The sequence below is a fragment of the Jiangella sp. DSM 45060 genome (assembly GCF_900105175.1).
Classification (GTDB): domain Bacteria; phylum Actinomycetota; class Actinomycetes; order Jiangellales; family Jiangellaceae; genus Jiangella.
On sequence record NZ_LT629771.1, the window covers coordinates 4,261,755 to 4,281,015 of the forward strand.

At 71.5% G+C, this 19,261-nt stretch carries 9 protein-coding genes; 1 reads left to right on the forward strand and 8 read right to left on the reverse strand.

Features of this window, described 5'->3' with window-relative positions:
* Positions 1-42: 42 nt before the first annotated feature.
* From BLU82_RS19080 to BLU82_RS19105, 6 genes are all read right to left on the reverse strand, one after another.
* Complete coding sequence (locus BLU82_RS19080; RefSeq protein ID WP_092626018.1) at positions 43-6,330, reverse strand: ThuA domain-containing protein; 6,288 nt, start codon at positions 6,328-6,330, stop codon at positions 43-45.
* A 185-nt stretch (positions 6,331-6,515) separates the two neighbouring features.
* A complete protein-coding gene (locus BLU82_RS19085) occupies positions 6,516-7,709 on the reverse strand; it encodes a Gfo/Idh/MocA family protein (RefSeq protein WP_092622695.1) in 1,194 nt (397 codons plus the stop codon).
* Between the two features lie 82 nt (positions 7,710-7,791).
* Positions 7,792-8,853, reverse strand: coding sequence for a substrate-binding domain-containing protein (locus BLU82_RS19090; protein ID WP_092622696.1), 1,062 nt, complete (start codon positions 8,851-8,853; stop codon positions 7,792-7,794).
* 74 nt (positions 8,854-8,927) lie between these two features.
* Positions 8,928-9,998: an ABC transporter permease gene (locus tag BLU82_RS19095; protein ID WP_197682326.1), complete on the reverse strand. Its 1,071-nt coding sequence runs from the start codon at positions 9,996-9,998 to the stop codon at positions 8,928-8,930.
* The gene (locus BLU82_RS19100) at positions 9,995-11,479 is read right to left on the reverse strand and encodes a sugar ABC transporter ATP-binding protein (RefSeq protein WP_092626022.1); all 1,485 of its coding nucleotides are present in this window, start codon (positions 11,477-11,479) and stop codon (positions 9,995-9,997) included. The genes BLU82_RS19095 and BLU82_RS19100 overlap by 4 nt, the downstream gene beginning before the upstream one ends.
* A 17-nt stretch (positions 11,480-11,496) precedes the next feature.
* Positions 11,497-12,747 (reverse strand): ROK family transcriptional regulator, encoded by a 1,251-nt coding sequence (locus BLU82_RS19105; protein ID WP_172885647.1) that lies wholly within the window; start codon positions 12,745-12,747, stop codon positions 11,497-11,499.
* A gap of 417 nt (positions 12,748-13,164) precedes the next feature.
* Here BLU82_RS19105 and BLU82_RS19110 point away from each other — a divergent pair, with 417 nt between their 5' ends.
* The gene (locus BLU82_RS19110; protein ID WP_092622697.1) at positions 13,165-13,548 is read left to right on the forward strand and encodes a VOC family protein; all 384 of its coding nucleotides are present in this window, start codon (positions 13,165-13,167) and stop codon (positions 13,546-13,548) included.
* 76 nt (positions 13,549-13,624) lie between these two features.
* Here the strand turns inward: BLU82_RS19110 and BLU82_RS19115 are convergent, their stop codons facing one another.
* Positions 13,625-15,736, reverse strand: coding sequence for a PQQ-dependent sugar dehydrogenase (locus BLU82_RS19115; RefSeq protein ID WP_092622698.1), 2,112 nt, complete (start codon positions 15,734-15,736; stop codon positions 13,625-13,627).
* Positions 15,737-15,928: 192 nt separating this feature from the next.
* Positions 15,929-19,258, reverse strand: coding sequence for a PQQ-dependent sugar dehydrogenase (locus BLU82_RS19120; RefSeq protein ID WP_092622699.1), 3,330 nt, complete (start codon positions 19,256-19,258; stop codon positions 15,929-15,931).
* Between the last annotated feature and the right edge of the window lie 3 nt (positions 19,259-19,261).

Sequence of the window (19,261 nt, forward strand, 5' to 3'; positions counted from 1 at the left end):
CTCTCATGGTGACGTCTCCTCGGGGTGGGGGTGGGGGACTCGTTACTCGATGGCGGGCAACTCCCTGCCCTCTGTACGGTCCGGGTCGCCGTCGAGACGGCCCGTCCCGGTGAGCGCTTCGCCACCGTTGGCCCGGACACCGGCCGCCGCCTGCCGTGGCGTGCCGCCGAGCCGGATGATCATCGCGTCGGCATCGCGCAGCAGGGTGCTCTTCGCCCCTGCGTCGGTGACCTTCGCGTTGACCGTGCTCTTGAACGTCTCCAGCGCGATCACGGCCCGCTCCTCGCGGCCCATGCCCTCCTGGCGGCGCGCGGTGGCCAGCGACCTCTGCAGGTCCTTGGCCACCTGCGACGTGATCGTGCCGGCCGTCTGGAACCGGGTGATCAGGCTCTCCATGTCGGCGAACGACGTGGTGGAGAAGAACACCAGCTCCTGGACGGTCTCGTTGCCGGCCGCGTCGGCCGCCGTGACGACCAGCTCGTGCAGACCGAGCGGGATCGTGTGCAGCGCGACCACGGCGCCGGACTGGATCGGCGCGCCGTCCAGCGTCCCGGTCGTGCTGACCGGGCCGTTGTCGGTGGCCGTCCAGGTGACGGTCAGGCTCTGGCTGTCGCCGTAGAGCTGGCCGTGCGCGACGCCGCTGACCACCAGGACCGGCGCGGTGCCGTCGACGGTCACCGTGACCGCCTTGGCGTCCTCGACGTTCCCGGCCGCGTCGGCCGAGCGGTAGCGCAGCTCGTGCTCGCCGTCGCCGCTGACCGCGACCGGACCGTCGTACGCCGTCCAGTCGCCGCCGTCGAGGGACCACTCGGTGGCCGCGACGCCGGACGTGGCGTCGGTGGCCGCCAGCGTCACCGAGACCGGCGCCGTGCCCTCCGCCGTGGCGGTGCTGACCGGCGGGGTGGCGTCCTTGCGGACGGCCGCCGCGACCGGTTCGGACACGTTGCCGGCGGTGTCGGTGCCGCGGAACTCCAGCGCGTGCTCGCCGTCGGCGTCGACGACCACCGCACCGGTGTACGGCGTCCAGTCGCCGCCGCCGACGCGGTACTCCAGCGCGACCTCGCCGCCCTGGTCGTCGGTGCCCACCGCGGTGACGGACACCGGGCCGGTCCACCAGCCGTTCTGGCCGGTCGGCTCGGCCGGGTCGAGGGCGACCTCGACCGTCGGCGCCGTCTCGTCGACGAGCTCCTGGATGCGGACGTTGCGGAAGTAGTTCTGGTCCGCCGCGCCGTGGTTCTGGATGCCGATGTAGCTGGGCTGGTTCATCCGGTTCGGGTCGGTGTCGGTGTAGTCGTTGATCAGCGCACCGTTGAGATACACCCGGATGCGGTCGCCCTGGACCACGATCTCGTACTCGTTCCACTCGCCCGGCGGGTTGAGCGCCGCGTCGCGAGCGGCCTGGTCGGCGCCTTGGAACGCGTAGATCGCACCGGTGGTGCGGTCGGGCGCGTCGGTGGCGTCGATCTGGATCTCGTGGCCCTGGTCGACGGCGACCCACGGGTCGTCGCCCGGGTCGGGGAACCCGACGAAGACGCCGGAGTTGTCGTCGCCCGGCATCATCCAGTCCAGCTTGAGGCTGTAGTCCTCGTAGGCGTCCGCCGAGTACCAGTACAGGCCCATGCCGCCCTCGGACAGCAGCGTGCAGTCCTCGGTGAGCGTGAACCCGCCCGGGCCCGCCATCCGCCAGCCCGCGAGGCTCGCCGCGGTGCCGTCGAAGAGGCTGGTGTAGCCCTCCTCCGGCGCCGTCGGCTCGCACGCCTGCTGGCCGCCGTCGACGTGGAAGTAGTCGAACGTGACCGGCTTCGGCGCCGACTGGGACGTGCCGATGGTGAACAGGCCGACCCGGGTGTCGCCGCCGGACAGCGCGGCGTTCGTGACGGCCTCGCCGAACGGCGTCCAGGTCTGCCCGTCGGCGCTGTAGGCGCCGGTGTAGGTGTCGCCCGAGCGGGACAGCCGCAGGTGCCACACGCCCTGGCTCAACTCCGTGACCTGGGGCTGCGGGTTCTGGATGACGGCGTCGACCTCGCTGCGCAGCTCGATGCGGCGGGCCACCGGCTGTCCGGCCGGGTTGTCCACCACGAAGTCGAGCTTCACGTAGTTGTCGTCGTCGCCGTAGACGATCAGACCGCCCTGCTGGTACTGCTCGACCAGCGCCGAGCCGTCCACCAGCGTCTCGATGGTCCATTCATCGCCCTCGGGCGCCGGCTGGAGCATGAAGTTCCCCGGCGGCGGCGTGGTGTCGCCGGTGTAGATGTCGCCGTTCGAGGTGTCGATCTCCAGCTTGCCGCCGGCGACGCGGTAGGCGTCGGCGTCCGGTCGCAGCACGGTCCAGCGGCAGCCGTCCAGCGCGGCGCCGTCGAACTCGTCGTCCGGCGTCGGCGGCGTGGCGGTGTCGTCGGGCGTGATGTGGAACGAGTCGAACCGCACCTCGGTGACCGGCTGACCGGTGCCGGCCAGCGCGACCAGGCCGATCTTCGGGTTCTCGATGCCGGCCAGGCTCTTCGTCTGCGGCATCTCGGTGAAGGTCACGCCGTCGGCGCTGTACGCGGCGCGCAGGTTCGTGCCGTCGCTGATGTAGCGCACCCAGACGGTGTCCGGGTAGGCGGCGCCGAGGTTGGCGGTGTTGCTCTCACCGACCTCGTTGGGCGCGCCGTTCTCCTCGCGGATGAACTGGAAGATGCGCGCGGCCGGGTTGCTGACGCCGGTGTCGCGGCCCTCGAGCACCATCTTGGCGTAGTTGTCGTCGTCGCCGTAGATGATCAGACCGGCCTGCTGGTAGGCCCGGTAGGCCTGCATGGTCAGCTTCGCGGTCGCGGTGAACGGCCCGTCCGGCAGGTCCTGCAGGACGATGTTCGGCGTGTCGGTGTTGTTGGTGCCGTAGATGTCGGTGCTCGTCGTCGGCAGCACCAGGCTCCCGTCTGCGACGACGAGGTCCTGGTTCTCCCGGACCACGGTGGTCCAGCGGTCACGGTCCAGCGACGTGCCGTCGAACCCGTCGGAGCGCCCGTTCAGGCAGACCGGCGGCTCGGTGACCACCGGGTCGACCTCGATGGTGACGTGCTCGGTCGCCGCGGCGCCGCGCGCGTCGGTCACCGTGACGGAGGCGTCGTAGCTGCCCGCCTCGGTGTAGGTGTGCGCCGCCGTGGGACCGGTGGCGGTGCCGCCGTCGCCGAAGACCCACGCGTAGCTGAGCGGGTCGTCGCCCTCGGGGTCGGTGGCGGTGGCCTCGAACGCGACGTCCAGCGGGACGGTGCCGCCGGCCGGCGTCGCGGTGACCTCGACGTCGGGGCGCTGGTTGTCGGTGACGCCGCGGCCCTCGAAGTCGATCCAGTTGACGTTGAGCTGGCCGGACACGTTGACGAAGTACAGCGGGCCGCTGTCGGTCGTCGTCGCGCCGCTGACCGCGCCGCTGAAGTCGTCGTAGGTCTGCCAGTCGCCCGTGGGCTGGACCGTGATGGTGGCCACCGCCGGCCCCTCGGGCGAGCCGGTGCGCACCTCGACCGTCGACGCGCCGGACGGCGTGGCCGCCCGCAGCGTGATGCTGTCGATGTTCGTGAGGTTCATCGGGTCCCAGGCCCACCAGTCGCCGGGCTCGATGAACCCGATGTTCTGGCCGCCGCCCAGGACGTCGCCGGTGGTCTCGCGCTGCACGCCCGGGTCGCCGCCGGACGTGGAGCCCTCCAGCCTGCCGGTCAGGTCGAAGTGCTCGGCCTCACGCCGCTTCGGCTGCAGGACGAACACCTCCTGCCCGGTCAGCGGACTGACGTTCGGCGCGCCGTCGTCGGTGTAGGTGAAGGTGACGGTGCCGAAGATGTTCGCGCCGACGTGGCCCTCGTCGCCGGGCAGCGGGAACACGCCTTCGCAGCCGAAGTACTCGGCGTACTCGTGCGAGTGCTCGTCGTGCCCGAGCGCCGGCTGGGTGACGATGCGCGGGCACTCGGCCTGGCCGTCCTCGGCGTCGGTGGCGCTCACCTCGTACCGGATGGTGTCGCCGAACTCGAAGAACCCGCCGTTCGGCGGCCACGCCACGTTGACGTCCGGCGCGGTGTTGCCGGCCGCGACCTCGACGTTGGCGATGTCCTGCAGGCCGTCCGCGTCGGTGACGGTGAGCGCGACGGTGTAGTCGCCGGCCGTCGTGTAGGTGTAGGACGCCTCCGGCTCGGTGGAGTCGGTGCTGCCGTCGCCGTCGAAGTCCCACGCGTAGGTGATCGGCCCACCCTCGGGGTCGATCGACGCGGAGCCGTCGAAGCTCACCTCCAGCGGCAGCGGGCCGGACGTCGCGCTGGCGCTGATCCGCGCCACCGGCGCCCGGGTGCCCTGCACGTAGTCGATGCGGTAGACGCCGGAGTCGGCGTTGTTGCCGCCGAACCCGCTGCCCCACTCGATCACGTACAGCGCGCCGTCCGGGCCCCACTGCAGGGCGTGCGGGCGGGCGAACGGCCAGTCCGGGAAGACCGCGTTGATGTCCGTGACGGCGGACCCGGTCTGGTCGAGCTGGAACGAGTAGAGGTTGCCCTGGTTCCACTCGCCGAAGATCGCCTTGCCGTCCCAGTACGCCGGCCACTTGCGGTCCGACACGAGGTCGGGGTCGTAGCGGTACACGCCGCCGGCCATCGGAGCGCCGCCGCCGCCGATCTCCGGGAACAGCGGGTTGGTGGAGTAGCCGTACCAGACCTCGGCCTCGATGGCGCCCGGCAGCTGGGTCAGGCCGGTGTTGTTCGGCGAGTCGTTCACCGGCGCGTCACAGTCGAACGCGGCGCCGGAGGCGTTGGTGGCGAAGTCGAAGTCGATGTACGGCGTGTTGTCGCCCACGCAGTACGGCCAGCCGTAGAAGCCGGGCTCGTCGACGATGTTCCACTCGACCCGGCCGTCCGGGCCGCGGCTGGGGTTCGCGCTGCCGGCGTCGGGCCCGTAGTCGGCGACCATGAGCTTGTTCGTCGCCGGGTCCAGGCCGATGCGGAACGGGTTGCGGAAGCCCATCGCGAAGATCTCCGGACGGGTCTGCGCGGTTCCCGGCGCGAACAGGTTGCCCGACGGGATCGCGTAGCCGCCCTCGTCCAGCGGGGTGATGCGCAGCACCTTGCCGCTCAGGCTGTTCGTGTTGGCCGACGTGCGCTGCGCGTCCCACAGCTCCCGGCCGGGCCGCTCGTCGATCGGCGCGTAGCCGCTGGACGCGAACGGGTTCGTGTTGTCGCCGGTGGTGAGGTACAGGTTGCCGTCGTTGTCGAACTCCAGCGCGCCGCCGGCGTGGCAGCACTCCACCCGGTTCGTCGGGTACTCGATGATGACGGTCTCGCTGGCGAGGTCGAGCGTCTCACCGGTCAGCGTGAACCTCGACACCCGGTCGATCGCCTCGCCGCCCGCCGGCGCGTACGTCAGGTACACCCAGCCGTTGGTGGTGAAGTCCGGGTCGAGCGCGATGCCCATGAGGCCGAACTCCTGGCCGGTGTACACGCTCAGGGTGCCGGCGGTGGTGGCCGAGCCGTCCGGGCGGATGAGCCGCACCGCGCCGTTGCGGTCGATGTAGAGGACGCGGCCGTCGTCGGCGACCGCCAGCTCCATCGGGTTGCTGGTGCTGTCGTCCAGCGTCACCTTCTCGAAGCTGTCCGGCTTGCTGGCCGAGCAGTCGGCCGGCGTGACGCCCGCCGCGGTCTCGATGCCGCCGAGCAGCAACTGCAGGAAGTCGGGGTCGGCGTAGGACTCCTGGGTGTGGCCGAGGCCGGTGTACCAGGACCGGCCGCCGTCGTAGTCCTGGCACCAGGTGATCGGGTGGTCCGCGCCCATGGCGCCGCCGCCCGGCGAGTACGACGTCTCGTCCAGCGACGTCAGCACGTGCACGTCGCCGCGCGGGTTGGTCTGGTAGTTGTACCACTCGTCGAACCGGGACCAGAGCGGGTCGAGGTGCTGGGTCGACGGGTGCGCCGGGTCCTCCACCTTCACCGTCGCGGTCTGGTTCTGCGGATGGCTGGCGAAGTAGGCGCCAACCAGTTCGCCGTACCACGGCCAGCTGTACTCGGTGTCGGACGCGGAGTGGACGCCGGCGTACCCGCCGCCGTTCTGGATGTACCGCTCGAACGCCGCCTGCTGCTCGGTGTTGAGCACGTCACCGGTGGTCGACAGCCAGACGACCGCGTCGTACTGGGCGAGGTTCTCGTCGGTGAACGCCGCGGCGTCCTCCGTCGCGGTGACGTCGAACTCGTGCGCGGTACCCAGCTGCTGGATCGCCGCGATGCCCGCGGGGATGGAGTCGTGCCGGAACCCCGCCGTCTTCGAGAACACCAGGATCGAGTAGCCACCGTGGCCCGGGTGGGCGGCCGCCGGAGGCGCCATCGCGGCCACCGCCAGCGGCACCGTCGTCACGACGGCGGCACCTGCGGCCAATAATCGCCGCGCCCATCGGCGGGCGCGTTGCGCGGGATGACTCACCACAGTCTCCTTCGACTGTCGGGAACGGATGATGCGCTCCGTGCCCGGGGTCGCCCCCGGTGGTACTACTCGGCCCTGCGTTGGTGTGCTCAGGCGGGTGCGGGGACCTCCGTCCACGCGCTGCCCGCGGCCGCGCTGTCCTCGACGGCCGCGAGGACGCGCTGCACGACCAGGCCGTCGGCGAACGACGGCGCCGGGTCGCGGCCCTCGCCGATCGCCGTCAGCAGGTCGACGGCCTGGTGGGTGAACGCGTGCTCGTAGCCGAGCCCGTGCCCCGCGGGCCACCAGGCGCTGACGTACGGGTGGCTGGGCTCGGTGACCAGCACCCGCTTGAAGCCGGCCAGACGGTCGTCCTCGGTGTTGTCGTAGACGTTGAGGACGTTCATGTCCTCGAAGTCGAACGCGAGGCTGCCCTTCGACCCGTTGATCTCGATGCGGATCGCGTTCTTGCGCCCGCTGGCGAAGCGGGTCGCCTCGAACGAGGCCACCGCTCCCCCGGTGAACCGGGCCAGGAACAGCGCGGTGTCGTCGACGGTGACCGGCCCCATCTCGGCGTTCTCGCCGGCCGTACCGGCCAGGCCGGTGAAGGAGTCGGGGATGGGGCGTTCCTTGACGAACGTCTCCAGGATCGCGCTGACGCCGGTGATGCGCTCGCCGGTGATGAACTGGGTGAGGTCGACGATGTGCGCGCCGATGTCGCCGAGCGCGCCGGACCCGGCCCGATCCTTCTGCAGCCGCCACGACAACGGCGCAGCCGGGTCGGCGATCCAGTCCTGCAGGTACTGCGCGCGCACGTGGTGCAGCTGCCCCAGGCGCCCCTCGGCCACCAGCTGCCGGGCCAGCGCGATGGCCGGCACCCGGCGGTAGGTGAAGCCGACCAGGCTGCGGACCCCCGACTCCGCCGCCTTCTCCGCCGCCTCGACCATGGCCTCGGCCTCGGCCACGGTGTTGGCGAGCGGCTTCTCGCAGAGCACGTGCTTGCCGGCCTCGAGGGCCGCGATCGCGATCTCCGCGTGGGTGTCGCCGGGCGTGCAGACGTCGACCAGGCCCACGTCGTGGCGGGCGATCAGCCGCCGCCAGTCGGTCTCGACGCTCTCCCACCCGAAGCGTCTCGCGACGTCGCCGGCCGCCTCGGCGTTCCGGCCGCCCAGCGCCACCAGGCGCGGGACGACGGGAACGTCGAAGAAACTCGGCGCGTTGCGCCAGGCCTGGGAGTGGGCCGCCCCCATGAACGCGTAGCCCACCATGCCGATACCGAGGATGGGCGTGTCGTCAACCGTCATGTGCTGTGCCTTCCGTTGTATCCCCCGTCGGTGACGGGTGCTGGCGGGGCCGGCGCCGGCCCCGCCACTCACCGCGTCCTGATCAGGATTCGAACCCCAGGGGGAGGTACTGCTCGACGTTGTCGGCGTTGACGACCGGAGCGTTCAGCACGATCCGGCGCGGTACCTCGACCTGGACCAGGTCCGACATCCCCTTGTTCTGCGCCAGCAGCCGGGCCAGCCGGATGCCGTCGGCAGCCTGCGTCGGCGGGTAGAGGATGGTCGCCTCCATCTCGCCGTCCTGGATCCACCGCATCGCGTTCGCCGAGCCCGCGCCGCCGATGAAGAAGAACTCGTCGCGGCCGGCGTTGTCGAACGCCTGCTTGACGCCGACGCCCTGGTCGTCGTCGTGGTTCCAGATGATGTCGATCTGCGGCGCGGCCTGCAGCAGGTTGGCGGCCTGCTCCTCGCCGGACTCGACGGTGAACTCGGCGGCGACGCGGTTGTCGACGGTCTGCCCGCACGCCTCCAGCGCGTCGGCGAAGCCCTGCGAGCGGTCCTGCGTCAGCGGCAGCGAGTCGATGCCGGCGATCTCGGCGATCACCGGGTCGGCGATGCCGTTGTCCTCGACCAGCTGACAGGCGTAGGTGCCGGCCGAGACCCCCATGCCGTAGTTGTCGCCGAGGATCGTGGTGCGCGCGGCGAACGGCGTGGAGAACTCGCGGTCGACGTTGACGACCGGGATGCCGGCGTCCATCGCCCGGGTGGCCACCTCGGTGAGCTGCGCGCCGTCGGTGGGCAGCAGCACGATCGCGTCGACGCCCTCGTTGATGAACGTCTCGATCTGGCTGATCTGCAGGTTCGCGTCGTTCGTGGCCTCGGCGGTGCGCAGCTCGACGTCCTCGTACTTCTCCGCCTCGGCGATGGCCGAGTCGTTGACCGCGGCCAGCCAGCCGTGGTCGGCCTCGGGGCCGGAGAAGCCGATGACGACGGTCTCGCCGGGCTCGTCGTTGCCGCCGGAGGGAGCCTGGGCGTTGGTCTCCGCCGCCGGCTCGTTCTCCTCCTCCGGTTCGTTGCTGGTGCAGCTGGCCACGAGGGCCCCGGCCGCGAACACGGCGGCCGTGGCCGTCAGCAACCGGCGGGGCCGGTTCGTACGTACCGACATGGGTCTCTCCTCGTATCGATGCGGTCCCGGACTGCCCGTCCGGCGGGTGCGCTCTTGGGGGTGGGCTCTGAGGGCTAGGTCGAGTCGCTGCCGCGGACCGCGACCCGTTGCTGCAGGAACACGGCGATCACGATGATCGCGCCCTTCGCGACCGCCTGGGTGGAGCTGTCGAGGTTGTTGAGGGTGAACACGTTCGTCAGGGTGTTGAAGATCAGCACGCCGATGACGGTGCCGACGATGGTGCCGCGGCCGCCGGTGAGCAGCGTCCCGCCGATGACCACGGCGGCGATCGCGTCCAGCTCCCAGAGCTGGCCGTGGGTGGCGCTGCCGGTGGTGGTGCGGGCCGCCAGCATGATCGCGGCGATGCCGCAGGCGAGGCCGAGCACGACGTACAGCAGGACGGTGTGCCGCTTGACCGCGATGCCGGCCAGCCGCGCCGCCGTCGCGTTGCCGCCGACGGCGATGGTGCGCCGGCCGAACGTGGTGCGGTTGAGCAGCACCCAGCCGATGGCGCTGACCACGGCGAAGATCCAGACCAGCACCGGCACGCCGAGGAAGTCGCCGTTGATGAAGTCGACCAGCCCGCGGACGTCGATGATCTGGGTGCGCTTCTCGGAGATGATCTCGGCCAGGCCGCGGGCGGCGGCGAACATCGCCAGCGTGGCGATGAACGGCGCCATCCTGCCGTACGCGATGAGGATGCCGTTGACGAGGCCGCAGCCGACACCGACCGCGCAGGCCACGAACACCATGATCAGCCAGTGGGTGTCCTCGGCCATCGTCTGCGTCGCCAGGGTGGTGGCCCAGACCGACGAGAGCGCGACGATGGCGCCGACGGAGAGGTCGATGCCACCGCCGATGATCACGAATGTCATGCCGATGGCGACGACGCCGATGCTCGAGGCCAGGCGGAGGATCGTCAGCATGTTGTCGGTGCTGGCGAACCGGTCGCCGGCGGTGGCCACGCCCACGGCGCAGAGCACGAGCAGCGCGATGACCAGGCCGAGGTTCCGGCCGAACGGGCTGCTCATGAACCGGACGAAGCCGGACTGGGTCTCGCCCTCGGCCGCGGCGGCCGCCTCGATGCGGCGGTGCTCGTCGGCGGGCGGGGTGGTCGGCGGTGCGGACGGAGTCTGGTCGCTCACGCTGCGCTCCCTTCCATCACCAGGTCGAGGACCCGGTGCTCGTCGATGTCGTCGGCCGGCCCGGTGTGCACGACGACCCCTTCCCGCAGGACCAGCACCCGGTCGGCCAGGCCGAGCACCTCGGGGACCTCACTGCTGACCAGGACGACGGCGACACCGTCGTCGGCGAGCCGGCGGACGAGCGCGTAGATCTCGCTGCGCGCACCCACGTCGACCCCTCGCGTCGGCTCGTCCAGCAGCAGCACCCGGCACTCCCGGAGCAGCCACCTGGCGAGGACGATCTTCTGCTGGTTGCCGCCCGACAGGGTGCGGACGGCGCGGTCGACGTCGGGCGGGCGGACGTCGAGCGACTTCACGTGCTCGGTGGCGGCGCGCTTCTCGTCGCCGCGGTTGATGAAACCGCCACGGGCGAAGCGGCCCATGGTGGCGAGGCTGACGTTGCGGTAGATGGCCTCGTCGAGCAGCAGGCCCTGGCTCTTGCGCTCCTCGGGGCACAGCCCGACGCCGGCGCCGACGGCCGCGCGGACCGACCCGTTGCGCAGCGTCCGCCCGTCGACGCTGACCGACCCCGACGACGCCTTGCGCGCGCCGTAGACGGTCTCGAGGATCTCCGAGCGCCCGGACCCGACCAGCCCGGCCAGCCCCACGATTTCGCCGGCCCGCACCTCGAAGTCGACGCCGCTGAACGCCTTGCCTGCGGAGAGGTCGCGGACCGCCAGCACGACCGAGCCGTCGCCGTCGCGGGACTGCCGCTGCGGGAACACGTACTCGATGTCGCGGCCGGTCATGCGGCGGGTGAGCTCGCGGGTCGGTGTGTCGCGGGCCGGCAGGCCGGTCGCGACAGTGCGGCCGTCCTTGAGGACGGTGACGCGGTCGCCGATCTGGCGGATCTCCTCCAGCCGGTGCGAGATGTACACGACGGCGACGCCCTCGGCCTGGAGGTCGCGGATGACCTTGAACAGCCGGGCGACCTCCTCCTGGTCGAGGACCGCCGACGGCTCGTCCATGATGATCAGCTTGACGTCGTGCGACAGCGCCCGCGCCATGCTGACGATCTGCTTGCCGGCCGCCGACAGCGTGCCGACCTCGCGGCGCGGCGAGATCTCCGGGTGGCCGAGCCGGGCCAGCAGCGCCGCGGCCTCCTTCTGGGTGTCGCCGCGGCGGGAGAAGCCGGCCGCGGCCAGCTCGTGGCCGAGGTAGATGTTCTCGGCGACGGACAGCCCGTCGACGAGGTCGAGCTCCTGGTAGATGGTCGCGATGCCGTGCTTCATCGCCGCCATCGGCGTGGTGAGCCGGATGGCCTCGCCCTGCCAGCGGATCTCGCCCTCGTCCGGCTGGTGGGCGCCGGCCAGGACCTTGATGAGCGTGGACTTGCCGGCGCCGTTCTGGCCGAGCAGGCAGTGCACCTCGCCGGCGCGGACCTCGAGGTCGACGCCGTCGAGGGCCCGCACGCCCGGGAAGACCTTGACGATGCCGGTCATCTGCAGCAACGGGTCGCTCACGCCATACCTCCGGGAAGTGGGGCCGGGACGGTGGCCACGGACGCGGGGTCGGTGAAGACGGCCTCGAGGGCGACGTGCGCGCCGCCGCGGCAGGCGGCGGTGAAGCCCAGCGCGGACAGCTCGATGCGGCAGCCGCCGCGGGCCGGCGCGACGACCCGCTTGTCGAGCTCGGTCTCCATGGCCGGGAGGAAGAACTCGCCGAGCGCGGCGAAGTAGCCGCCGAGGACGATCACCCGCGGGTTGAAGAGGTTGACCAGGATGGCCGCGCCGAGTCCGAGCGTGGTGCCGACCGCCTCGATGCCGCGCAGCGTGCGGCCGTCGCCCAGCGACGCGCGGCGGCGGATCTCGGCCAGCCGGACCTCGAGGTCGACCGACGGGTCGGTGACCGGGTCGTCCTTGTCGGCCACCTCGCGCAGCAGCGCCGCCAGGCCGACCGACGCCTCCCAGCAGCCGAGCTTGCCGCAGCCGCAGCGGTGGGCGGGGTCGCCGATGGGCATGTGCCCGATCTCGCCGCCGTAGCCCTCGGTGCCGCGCAGCAGCACGCCGTCGGAGATGACGCCGCCGCCGACCCCGGTCTCGCCGGTGACGTAGACGAGGTCGCCGGTGCCGGCCGAGGAGCCGACGGCGTGCTCGGCCAGCGCGCTGAGGTTGGCGTCGTTGTCGACCCGGATGGTCGCGGCCGGACCGGCCAGCCGCGCGGTCAGCTCGTCGGCGATGCGCACCTCGCGCCAGCCGATGTTCGGCGCGTGCCGCAGCACGCCGGGCGCGGTCTCGACCATGCCCGGGATGCCGACGGTGATGCCGCCGACGTCATGCCCCTGGGCCGCGGCGGCGTCGACGGCGGCCGCGATGGCCGCGGCCAGCTCGTCGAGCGTCTTCTCCACGCCCAGCCTCGGCACGTCGAGCGGGGTGCGGACGTAGCTGACCTGCTCGCCGCGCAGGTCGAGCACGAGCACCGCGACGTAGTCGACGTTCACCTCGGCGCCCAGCCCGCAGATGCGCCCGTCGATCTCCACCGTCTGCCCGGGCCGGCCCACCCCGCCGCCGCGCTCGACATCGCCGTCGCGGACCAGGCCCAGCTCGCCGAGCTCGGCGACCAGGCTCGAGACCGTGGCCTTGTTGAGGCCGGTGTCGGCGGCGATGCGGGCCCGCGAGCGCGGCCCGTGGTCGCGGAGATCGCGCAGGACCATCGCCAGATTGTGCCGGCGCAGGAACACCTGGTCGGCGGGTGCGGACGCGTCCGTCATGGGTGCCCCCTCTCCCGGCGTGACCTGCATCACGAGTGTTCGTCGGTTGGGACAACAAACTAGGAAGGGCGGCCAGTCGAGGTCAAGGGTTACGAACGAGTTTCTTCCGGTGACCAGCCGATGACGCTCGAACAACCGGCGGGACGGCCGTGGCGGCCGGATCGGCGGGATGATCGGGTCGATACCAGGCCATATGCGCTCTGAGCTGCGGGTTGGCGGCGCTGATGCGCTGGAGGGGACGGGGCGCCCGGCCGGTGGGCGGAGGAGGTCACGGTTCGGCAACATCCGGCGCCCGGGCGGCAGAACGTCAGCACTCAAGCCAGGTTTCACGCATCTCGGCGACGAACTTCCCACCGTGACTGGACAAAGTGGCGAACCGATTCAAGATCGGCGCGGCGACCGCCTACCATCGCGCCCATGCACCGCAGCCGCCTCTCCACCCTGCTGATCGACGCACCGGCCGCCGAGGCCGCACGGAGCGTCGCGTTCTGGACCGCCGCGCTCGGCACCACCAGCCAGAGCCCGCCCGGCGAGCCGCAGTTCCACGGGCTGCCCGGCGTCGTCCCCGGCCTGGTGACGGCCGTCCAGTCGCTCGAGGACGGACCGTCGCGCTACCACGTCGACATCGAGACCGACGACGTCGCAGCCGAGGTGGCCCGGCTCACCGGGCTCGGCGCCGTCGAGGTCGGCGAGTGGCAGGGCTGCCACACGCTGCGAGCGCCCGGCGGGCACCTGCTGTGCGTCATCCCGGTGCACAGCGATCCGGCCGAGTTCGCCGCCGCGGCCACGGCCTGGGAGTAATGGACGCGCGGGCCGGCCGGGTTCTCGCCCCGTGGACGAGAACCCGGCCGGGGTGTGCGTCCGGACGATCAGGGCGTCAGCCCTCCGGAACCAGCACCACCTCCGCGCTGTCGGTCAGCGCCGGCACTCCCTCGCCGGGGTCGTCGGTGTAGGTGACGTTGAAGACGCCGGTCAGGTTGTCGCCCGGGTCGTGGCCGCCCGGCAGCGTCGTCAGCAGCGTGCCGCTGCAGCCGAGCGCCGTCGTCTGCGGGTGACCGTGGGTGTCGTGGCCCAGGATGTACGTCACGCGCACCCGCGAGCAGTCCACCGGCTGGTCGTCGGTCACCTGCACCTCGTACGCCACCTGGTCGCCGAAGCTGAACGTGTCGCCTGACTGCGGCGTCACGAACTCGACCTGCGGCGTGAGGTTGCCGACGATGACGTCGACCTCCGCCGACGCCGACTTGTGGCGGTGCTTGCCGCCGAGGTCGGTGACCTTCAGCGTCGCGTGGTACAGGCCGTTCTCCTCGTAGGTGAAGGACGGGTTCTTCTGCCGCGAGTCGACCTTGCCGTCGCCGTCGAAGTCCCACTCGTAGCGCAGCCGGTCGCCGTCGGCGTCGGCCGTGCCCTCGCTGGAGAACTGCACCGCCAGCGGCGCGAGCCCCTCGGTGACGTCCGCCGCGACGACGGGCGTGGGTGTGTGGTTGCCGCCCACGCCGATGTAGTCGATGCGCGACAGCTGGGCGTCGGGGTTCTCGGCGAAGTAGCCGTCGCCGTACTCGAGGACGTAGAGCGCGCCGTCGGGGCCGAACTCCATGTCCATCGGGTTGTCGGTGACGATCGACGGGACGATGCTCTCGATCGCCTCGACCTCGCCGTCGTCGAGGTGGATGCCCTTGATCCAGTCGCGGGTCCACTCGTAGGCCAGCGGGATGCCGTCGTAGTACTCGGGCCAGGCGATCGGCGCCCGCCCGCGGGTGGTGTTCGGGTCGAAGTCGTAGGCCGGGCCGCCCATCGGGCCGATACCGCCGGTGCCGAGCTCGGGGAACTCGGCGGACTCGCCGTACGAGTACCAGATGTCCGGCTGCGTCACGGGCGGCAGCTCGGTCAGGCCGGTGTTGTGCGGCGACTCGTTGACCGGCGCCGCGCAGTCGAACGGCGCACCGGACACACCGGTGGCGAAGTCGTAGTCGACGTAGGGCAGCTCGGCCGTCGCGCAGTACGGCCAGCCGTAGTTCGCCGGTTCGCGGACCACCGTCCACTTGCCCTGGCCGGCCGGCCCGCGAGCGGGATCGGCCTCGCCCGCGTCGGGCGAGTAGTCGCCCACGTAGACGTCGCCGGTATCGGGCTGCACCTCGAGGCGGAACGGGTTGCGCAGGCCCATGGCGTAGATCTCGGGCCTGGTGCCCGCGGTGCCGGGCTCGAACAGGTTGCCGTCCGGGATGGTGTACGAGCCGTCGTCCTGCACCGTGATGCGCAGGATCTTGCCGCGCAGGTCGTTGGTGTTGGCCGACGTGCGCTGCGCGTCGAACGCCGGGTTGCGGGTGGCCCGTTCGTCGATCGGCGCGAACCCGTCGGACTCGAACGGGTTGCTGTCGTCGCCGGTGCCCAGATAGAGGTTGCCGGCGTCGTCGAAGGCGATGTCGCCGCCGACGTGGCAGCAGATGCCGCGGTCGACGGGGACGTCCATGATGTGCTGCTCGGTCGACAGGTCGATCTGGTCGCCGGTCAGCTCGAACCGCGCCAGCGTGATGTGCCCCTCGAACGGCTCCCAGTCCGCGGGCACGCCGTCGAACAGCGCGTCGCCCTCGTTCACCGTCGGGGTGTCGGGGTCGTCGAGCGGGGTGTCCAGCGGCGGCGAGTAGTACAGGTAGATCCAGTTGTTGGTGGTGCCGAAGCCGGGGTCGACGGCGATGCTCTGCAGCCCCTCCTCGTCGTGCTGGTAGACGTCGAGCTCCGCGGCCAGCGTGTTGAGCCGCGTGTCGGGGTCGTGCAGCCACACCTCGCCGGCACGGGTCGTGTGCAGCACCCGGCCGTCGGGCAGGACCACGAGGTCCATCGGCTCGCCGGGGGTGTCGTTGAGGGTGACCTTCTGGAACGCCGAATCCGGCGGTGCCGCGTCAGGTGCCCCGGACGCGGCGAGGCCCGGTGCCGCGACGAGCGTGGACGCGACGAGCGCCCCCACGGCCATCACTACGGCTTTGCGCATGCTGCCCTCCGATCACGGTTCGGAAGGCCTCAGATAAACGTCCTGTTTCCACTATGTCAAGACGTTTGAAACAGTTTCGTCATTCATCGTGCAATCTGAGCGGTGAAGTGACGAAAGTGCCTGATGTCCGTGCGTGGCGAGGCGCCGGTGAGCCGGCCCGCGGCCGGCCCACCGGCGTTCTCCCCGACGTGATCAGGCGCTGAGCTGGGCGGTCAGCACCTCCCCGTGGTGCGTGAGCACGGTCCGGGCCGCGGCGTCGGTGACGAACGAGGCGCTGCCGGCGGTGGACAGGAACTGGGCCAGCGACCGGACGGCGCTGTCGTTCCGGCCAGCGTCGGCGTTGCGGACGGCGGTAGCGAGATGCAGCCGCAGCCGGCTCTCGCCCGCGTCCGTCAGCACGCCCGCGGCGGCGTAGTGATCGACGATCGCGGTGAGGTCGGCCAGCGACGTCGTGACGGTGAACGCCGCCGCCGCGGTGCCCTGCCGGCCGGCGGTGTCGGTGGCCGTGGCGGCCAGCGTGTGCTCGCCGACGGTCAGGGTCCACAGCTGCACCGTCGCACCGGACTCCAGCGGCGCGCCGTCCAGCGTCCCCGTCACCGAGGCGATCCCGGAGACCGCGTCGGTGCCGGTGAACGACGGCGTGAGCGTGCCGCTCGCCGGGTAGCCGCCGCCGTTCTCGACCCCGCCGATCGACGCGACCGGCGCGGACTTGTCGATGCGCACCGTGACCGAGCCGACGGACGACACGTTGCCGCCGTTGTCGGTGGCCCGGTAGTGCACCGTCGTGGCGCCCTCGGCCGTGATGGTCAGCGGGTTGTTCGCGTTGGCCCAGGTGGCGCCGCCGTCGGTGGAGCGCTGCCGGCTGGCGACGGTGCCGTTGTCGGTGGCGTTGACGGTCAGCGTGACGTCGCCGGTGTACCAGCCGTTCTGGCCGGTCGGCGCCGCCGGGTTGAGCGCGTGGCTCACCGAGGGCGGGGTCACGTCGGCCACACCGTCGCCGACGAAGCGGACCTCGTCGAGCTCGAACCCGCTGGTCGACGTCAGGTAGAGCCGGCCAGAGCCCGCCGGCGGGTTCGTCAGCGCCTGCTCCACCTCGAACCAGCCGGTCCGGTTGCGGAACGAGAGCTGCGCGAACGGCGGCGCCTTCGGGTCGTTCCAGCGCAGGTGCAGCGTGCCCCGTCCCCAGGCACGGGCGACGAGCCCGTCGATGTTGACCAGGTTGACGGGGTCGAACGCGATCCAGTCACCGGCGTCGAACGACGTCACCTTGCGCAGGCCGCGCGCGTCGGGGTCGTCGGTGACCTGCACGCCGCTGCTCGCGTCGAACCACTCCGCCTGCTGCGTCTTCGGGTTCAGCAGCAGCGACGCCTCGCCGCGGGCCGGCGGGACGCCCAGGTGCCCGCCGTCGGTGTAACCGACCACCAGCGCGCCGTAGATGTTCTCCGTCTCGCCGTGCTCCGGCGCGTCGGCCGGCGTCGGGACGCCGAACGTGCAGCCGGTGCCCGAGCTGAGCGGGTGCGCGTGCTCGTCGTGCCCGAGGCCGAACGCCCACGTCGCCCGCGAGCAGACCGGCGTGTCGCCGTCCTCGGGGTCGCTGACGGACACCGTCACCGGCACCGCCTGGCCCCAGTCGAAGAAGCCGCCGGTCGGGGTGTCGAGCGTGACCGCCGGGGCCACGTTGCCGACCGTGATCTGCGACGACCGGACCCCGAACTTGCCGGACGGGTCGGTCACGCGCAGCGCCGCGTTGTACTGGCCCAGCTCGGTGTAGGTGTGCGTGACGGTGACCCCGGTGGCGTCGAACGCGCCGTCGCCGTCGAAGTCCCACTCGTAGGTCAGCGCGGCGCCCTCCGGGTCGGCCGACGCCGACGCGTCGAACGTCACGGTCAGCGGCGCGCTGCTGCTGGAGATCGGGTCGGCGGTGTAGCGGGCCTGGGGCGACTTGTTGCCCTCGGCGTAGTCGACCCGGTAGAGGCCGGCGTCCGGGTTCTGCCGGAAGAATCCGTCACCGTACTCGAGCACGTACAGCGAGCCGTCCGGCCCGAACTCCATGTCCATGACGTTGTCCCAGATCGGCTGGGCGACGTGGTTGAGGTGCGCGTTCGGCAGGAAGTCGGTGATGCCGGTGACCGGGCCGTTGGCGGCGAGATCCAGCGTGAACGCCGCGACGTAGTCCTGGGAGAACTCGGCGAAGAACGGGTGGCCGTCCCAGAACGCGGGGAACTTCGCCGGCGACGGGTTGTCCGCGTCGTACCGGTACACCGGGCCGCCCATCGGGCCCTGGCCGCCGCCGCCGAGGTCGGTCAGCTCCGGCCACGGCTGGTGGCTGGCGTTGTCGCCGTAGTACAGGTGCGGCGCGGTGGCCGGCGGGACGACGTCGAGGCCGGTGTTCCAGCGCGAGTTGTTCTCGGCGCCGACCTCGCAGTCGAACCACGCCCCGGGCGTCGCCGTCGCGTAGTCCCACTCGTTGTAATTGGCGTTCGGGCCGTGGCAGTACGGCCAGCCGCCGTTGATCGGCTGCAGCGTGGACTGCCACTCGACGTAGCCCATCGGGCCGCGGTTCGGGTTCGGCGCACCGGCGTCCGGCCCGTAGTCGCCCCAGACCAGCGCGCCGGTCTGCACGTCGTAGTCGATGCGGAACGGGTTGCGCACGCCCATGACGTAGATCTCCGGGCGGGTCCGCTCCGTGCCCGGCGCGAACAGGTTGCCGTCCGGGATGGTGTACGACCCGTCGTCCTCGACGTGGATGCGCAGGATCTTGCCGCGCAGGTCGTTGGTGTTGCCCGGGCCGCGGCGGGCGTCGAAGCCCGGGTTCATCCCCGGCGCGTCGTTGTTCGGCGCCATGCCGTTGGCGCCGGGTGTGCCGGCCGGCGTGTTGTCGCCGGTCGACAGGTACAGGTTGCCGTCGGCGTCCCACGCCATGTCACCGGCGACGTGGCAGCACTGGCCGCGCTGCGTCTCGATCTTGATGATCTGCTGCTCGGTCGACAGGTCGAGCGAGTCGGTGGCCTCGTCCCACTTGAACCGCGACAGGACGTTGTAGCCCTTCCAGCGGTCCCAGTACGACTCGGTCTCGCCGGCCGGCAGCGAGTTCGGCGCGTTGCCCGACGGCGTCGTCTGCGGATACGGCGCCTCCATCACCCGCGGCGCGTACAGCAGGTAGACCCACTGGTTGACCGCGAAGTCCGGGTCGATCGCGATGGTCTGCAGGCCGTCCTCGGAGTTGGCGTACACGTCGATCGTGTTGATGACCCGGGTGATGCCGGTCGACGGGTCGGTCAGCCGGACGTCGCCGTTGCGGGCCGTGTGCAGGACCCGGCTGTCCGGCAGGATCGCCAGGTCGATCGGCTCGCCGGTGTTCTTGCTGAGCAGGATCTTCTCGTAGTTGTCCCAGTCCAGCGCGGGGTCGTCGGCGGTGGGGTCGTGGCCCTCGTGGGCGGCCGCCGGAGCCGTCGCCGTCAGCGCGGCCACGGGCAGGAGCAGGGCGAGGGATGCGGTCAGGATGCTGCGGATGCGGCGCATGGG

Coding starts and splice junctions, on each gene's coding strand:
- BLU82_RS19080 (WP_092626018.1), bottom strand. CDS start 6,330: ATGGCGCCTCCGGCGGCCGCCCACCCGGGCCACGGTGGCTACTCGATC.
- BLU82_RS19085 (WP_092622695.1), bottom strand. CDS start 7,709: ATGACGGTTGACGACACGCCCATCCTCGGTATCGGCATGGTGGGCTAC.
- BLU82_RS19090 (WP_092622696.1), bottom strand. CDS start 8,853: ATGTCGGTACGTACGAACCGGCCCCGCCGGTTGCTGACGGCCACGGCC.
- BLU82_RS19100 (WP_092626022.1), bottom strand. CDS start 11,479: ATGACCGGCATCGTCAAGGTCTTCCCGGGCGTGCGGGCCCTCGACGGC.
- BLU82_RS19105 (WP_172885647.1), bottom strand. CDS start 12,747: ATGACGGACGCGTCCGCACCCGCCGACCAGGTGTTCCTGCGCCGGCAC.
- BLU82_RS19110 (WP_092622697.1), top strand. CDS start 13,165: ATGCACCGCAGCCGCCTCTCCACCCTGCTGATCGACGCACCGGCCGCC.
- BLU82_RS19115 (WP_092622698.1), bottom strand. CDS start 15,736: ATGCGCAAAGCCGTAGTGATGGCCGTGGGGGCGCTCGTCGCGTCCACG.
- BLU82_RS19120 (WP_092622699.1), bottom strand. CDS start 19,258: ATGCGCCGCATCCGCAGCATCCTGACCGCATCCCTCGCCCTGCTCCTG.